Consider the following 235-nt stretch of genomic DNA (forward strand, 5'->3'; position numbering starts at 1 on the left):
TTCGTTGACCCGGCGCAGCTCAGCGACCTCTTCGCGCAGCCGGCGGTTCTCCTCGGCCATCTCGGTGGTGGGCCGGTCATGACGTTCGCCCGCATCGGCCTCGGCTTGGCGGATCCAGTTACGCAGCGCCTCGTGATGCACGTTCAGCTGCTCGGCCAACCGGCGAATCGTCGGCTTCGGCTCCGACTCGCGATACAGACGCACGGCACGTGCCCTGAGTTCGTCGGGGTACTTC

1 protein-coding gene is annotated in these 235 nt (G+C 66.8%); it reads right to left on the reverse strand.

The window, feature by feature from the left end:
- Positions 1-235, reverse strand: a 235-nt coding sequence (locus OP04_RS56960; protein ID WP_033346830.1) for a transposase, incomplete at both ends; no start/stop codon positions are given.

It is taken from the genome of Catenuloplanes japonicus, from assembly GCF_000717135.1.
In the GTDB taxonomy this organism is placed as follows: Bacteria; Actinomycetota; Actinomycetes; order Mycobacteriales; family Micromonosporaceae; genus Catenuloplanes; species Catenuloplanes japonicus.